3 protein-coding genes and 1 pseudogene are annotated in these 4,166 nt (G+C 34.2%); all 4 read right to left on the bottom strand.

What is annotated here, in order from left to right; translation table 11 throughout:
- Positions 1 to 2,313, bottom strand: a 2,313-nt coding sequence (locus P8M54_RS00650) for a POTRA domain-containing protein (protein ID WP_300283831.1), incomplete at its 3' end; no start/stop codon positions are given.
- Positions 2,246 to 2,986 carry an isoprenyl transferase gene (locus P8M54_RS00645; RefSeq protein ID WP_300283829.1) on the bottom strand — a complete coding sequence of 247 codons (741 nt, stop codon included), beginning with the start codon at positions 2,984 to 2,986 and terminating at the stop codon, positions 2,246 to 2,248. The genes P8M54_RS00645 and P8M54_RS00650, both read right to left, overlap by 68 nt.
- Positions 2,987 to 2,989: 3 nt before the next feature.
- A complete protein-coding gene (locus P8M54_RS00640) occupies positions 2,990 to 3,673 on the bottom strand; it encodes a DUF6089 family protein (RefSeq protein ID WP_300283827.1) in 684 nt (227 codons plus the stop codon).
- A gap of 167 nt (positions 3,674 to 3,840) precedes the next feature.
- A pseudogene (gene ppnK / locus P8M54_RS00635) lies at positions 3,841 to 4,166 on the bottom strand (NAD(+) kinase); the annotation flags it as partial.

Genomic DNA, 4,166 nt, shown 5'->3' with positions numbered 1-4,166 from the left:
TACTAAACCTCTATCTTGATTGTAGGCACCTAAGAATCCAAATTCAGTTAAAGCTCTAAGAACGAATTTTCCGTAAACTTTAGTGTACCAATCAGCTTTGAATTTAACTTTATAATACTCTAACCAATTAAATCGTTTTTGGTCCACTTTTGCTTGATCAAGAGCAGCATCTTGAAAATTAAACACTTTATTACCAGCTGCATCAATAAAATCACCAATACCTACAATGTTGCCATTTGCATCAACTTGGTTACCTTTATCTATTGTATTTACTTGTTTGTTCTCTTTTTGATCGCCTAAAGTTTTATAATCAACACCATTTAACAAAGAGTATGGAGGTGTTAGTTTAGCTGAAATACTAAACTCTGATCCATAAGTTGGGAAAATAGGGTTTACTCCTTTATTACTTCTAGATAATCCTACTGTATAAGCTAAGTTTCTAGATGATCCATTCCCAAAGGTAAATAAACCTGTATTATAATTGTTTAGATCATAAAATTGATAACTCAAAGACTGTGATAAAACAAAATAATCATCAGGCACTGTTAATCTTTTTGCCAATCCAACCGATACCGTTAGGATATTAAAACTCTTAGTTTTATCCACTCGTTGCGTTTGGAAGTTATTCAAGAATTGTTTACTGTACGAAATAGAGCTACTAAATTGTACTGGTTTTTTTCCTCCAAACCATGGTTCAGAAAAGGATACACTGTATGTTTGGAAATAAGTACTCCCTTGTAAACGTAAAGATACCTTTTGTCCATCACCCATTGGTAAAGGTCTGTATGCGCTTTTGTTGAACATGTTTCTGGCTGAGAAGTTGTTGAACGACAGTCCTAGTGTTCCAATGAAACCACCACCACCATAACCTCCTTGGAGTTCTATTTGGCTGGAACCTTTTTCTACCAATTGGTATTCAATATCCACCGTTCCTGCTGATGCATCTACATTCTTAAATGCCGGATTGATAGCCTCTGGATCAAAGAAGCCGAGTTGTCCAATCTCGCGGATTGTTCTAACTAATTCGTCTTTGCTGTATTTTTCTCCTGGTTTAGTTCGTAATTCTCTGTAAATTACACGGTCATTGGTCTTGTCGTTTCCGGTCACGGTAATTTTGTTAAAGTAGGCAAGCGGGCCTTCCAATACTCTAATTTCAAAATCGATCGTGTCATTAACGGTTTTTACCTCTACGGCATTAATGTTACTAAATAAGTAACCACTATTTTGGTACAAGTTAGTAATATCTTCACCATCCGGTTTTGATTTATCTGCAATTCGCTTTTCAAGAAGGACTCCGTTGTAAGTTTCTCCTTTTTTAACACCCAAAATTCTACTTAGTAGTTGGTCAGGATAAACCGTGTTTCCTAGGAATTTGATATTACCAAAATAATATTTATTTCCTTCTTCTACATTGATTTTGATGGCCAGGGTATTTTTGTCTTTGTTGTAGGTCACGGAATCAGATACGATTCTCGCATCTCTGTATCCCTTCTCTTTGTATGACGCAATTACCTTCTCTAAATCTGTTTTGTATTTAGCTTTTATAAATTTCGAAGCTTTTAAGATTCTAATTGGGTTTTTTTGTTTGGTGTCTTTCATTGCTTTGCGCAATGCTTTGTCTGATATCTTTTCGTTTCCTACGAAGTCAATTGAACTAATTTTAATCTTATCACCTTTGTCGATGTTCACTAACATGTTAACTTGATTAACAGCGGCAGTGTCTTTTACAATATTGATATTTACCTTAGTGTTGTAGTAACCATCTTTTTTGTACTTGTTTTCAATGTAATTTTTGGTAGTAGTAATTAAATTTTCATTGACTACTTTACCTTTAGTTAAGCTATTGTCTTTGATTAACCCTTCTACTTTTCCTTTTTTCACACCAACGAATTTCACCTCTTTAAGTTTAGGTAATTCTTTGATGTCTAAATCAAGATAAACACTATCGTTTTGGATATGGTTGATGTAAAAGCTAATTTCATCAAAAAGTCCTAATTTACCTAGTTTTTTGATGGCAGCACTTATTTCTTCTCCTGGAATTGTTATTTTTTGTCCTTTTTCAAGGCCTGCAAATGTGACTACTGTTTGATCGTTGAAACTTATTTTATTAGTAAGTTTTACTTCGGCTAAGATGTATTTTTTTCCTTGGTCAAAAGGCACTCTGTCTTGCGCTTTCATTTGAGAAAAACTTCCTAATAGGACTAGGGAAAGGATTGCTTTTATAGTTTTATTCAACACTAAAAAATTATTTAATTTGTTCACTTGTTTTTCCAAATCTACGTTCTCTTTTTTGATAACTAATGATAGCCTCATATAAATCTTGTTCTTTAAAGTCGGGCCACAATACGTCAGTAAAATATAATTCTGCGTATGCTATCTGCCAAAGTAAAAAATTACTTATTCTATGCTCACCACTTGTGCGTATTAATAAATCTACATCTGGTAAATTTTGCGTGTAAAGATGCTCATTTATAATTGAATCGTCAATAGTGTCAATTGAAATTATATTATTTTTAACTTTATCACTGATGTTTTTTACCGCATTGACTAATTCCTCTCGCGACCCGTAGCTTAAGGCTAGTGTTAAGGTCATGTGCGTATTGTCTTTCGTTTTTTCTATGACATCCAGCAGCTCACTTTGTGCTTTTTCAGGCATTTTTGATAAATTCCCAATAGCATTTAATTTGATTTGGTTCTTTTGTAAGGTAACTAATTCTTTCTTTAATGATTTAATTAGTATTTTCATTAGGGTGTCCACCTCTAATTTAGGTCTGTTCCAATTTTCTGATGAAAAAGCGTAAAGAGTTAGGTTTTTAATACCTAGCCTAGCACAGCTTTCAATGATGGTTTTTACTGATTTTGTTCCATTTTCATGACCAAATGCTCTTAAAAAACCTTGTTGCTTCGCCCAACGTCCATTTCCGTCCATGATGATGGCCAAATGAGTAGGTAAGTTTGTAGTATCTATAGTATCTAGTAAGTTCATTTTTTAGTCTGCACAATAGCAAGGTTTTTGTCCAAAGGTATACGTTAATGTTACACCAGAGAAGACATACCAGTCATTATTATTTAAATTTCCGAAACGCAAAGGTTTCCTGTTTTCTATTGTCGGATTACTTCCGTCTATATTATCTGTTAGTGTGGCTCGTACTCCTATTTCTGCTGCTAGAATTAATCTAGGTGTGATAGATGATTTTATACCTATCGTTACAGGAATAGCAAATGCGTTCGCTTTTTCATCTTCCTGAGTCAACCCTGAAAGCACGTACAATTGATCGTACCTAAAATAGCTTACTCCACCAAAGACATAAGGTGTTATCTTATGTCCTAATTCATGCAAATTAAATTCAAAAAAGTTAAATTCAAGACCTAAAGATACTTCTTTTACATTATTTTCAAAACGATAGCCTCTTTGATTTCTTCCCGGTTCCTTAGAATCGAAGTCATCGGCAGCAAGCTTTGTTTGCGTATAGGAAACACGCCAAGAGTGCCTTGGGCTTTTGTTCCATTTGTAAAGCAAACCTATTGCTGGTTCATTTGGGGCTATATAAGTCGTGGATCCCACGTCACCTACATAGTTACTTCCTCCTAAAAAAACTCCTAGCTCGTGTATTTGTGAATGCGCACCAACAGTGAGAAAAAGGCATGTAAATAAGCTGAATATTTTGTTCATTTTAATTTAAATTGCGTGCAAATATAATGATTATCGATTCGAATCAATGCGCATTGAATTAAATGTGCTTTTTTTTTAAAAAATAGCACAATAACTTAATGAAAAAATTGATATGTTGAAAATTAAACGGTAAAAAGCAGTCAAATCGTATGTTTGCTTAAAAAGAATTAATTTCTCTTGTCTTCTCCCCAAAGTAGTTTTGTGCGTAACGTTTTTAAAAAAGTCTCCTCAGGTATCTCTACCATGTTGATTTGGAAAGGAGTTTTGCTAATTGTCAAAATAGATTCATTAGCCACTGAGGTGATGCGCGAGTCTAGTGAAACTAAATAATTGTCCTCGCGTCCTGATACTTTTAGTCGAATAATTGTTTCATCGGGAATAACGAGTGGTCTCGCATTAAGATTATGAGGCGCTATAGGAGTTATGACTAAACTTTTTACATCAGGTGTTAAGATAGGACCGCCACAACTTAAAGAATAACCAGTAGAGCCCG

Origin of the sequence: Flavobacterium sp. (genome assembly GCF_029242675.1) — a bacterium.
Lineage (GTDB): Bacteria > Bacteroidota > Bacteroidia > Flavobacteriales > Flavobacteriaceae > Flavobacterium.
This window is presented reverse-complemented; position numbering and strand designations above follow the sequence as displayed.

Bases quoted from the DNA above. Each gene is read 5' to 3' on its own strand.
- P8M54_RS00645 (WP_300283829.1), bottom strand. From the start codon at position 2,986: ATGAACTTACTAGATACTATAGATACTACAAACTTACCTACTCATTTG.
- P8M54_RS00640 (WP_300283827.1), bottom strand. From the start codon at position 3,673: ATGAACAAAATATTCAGCTTATTTACATGCCTTTTTCTCACTGTTGGT.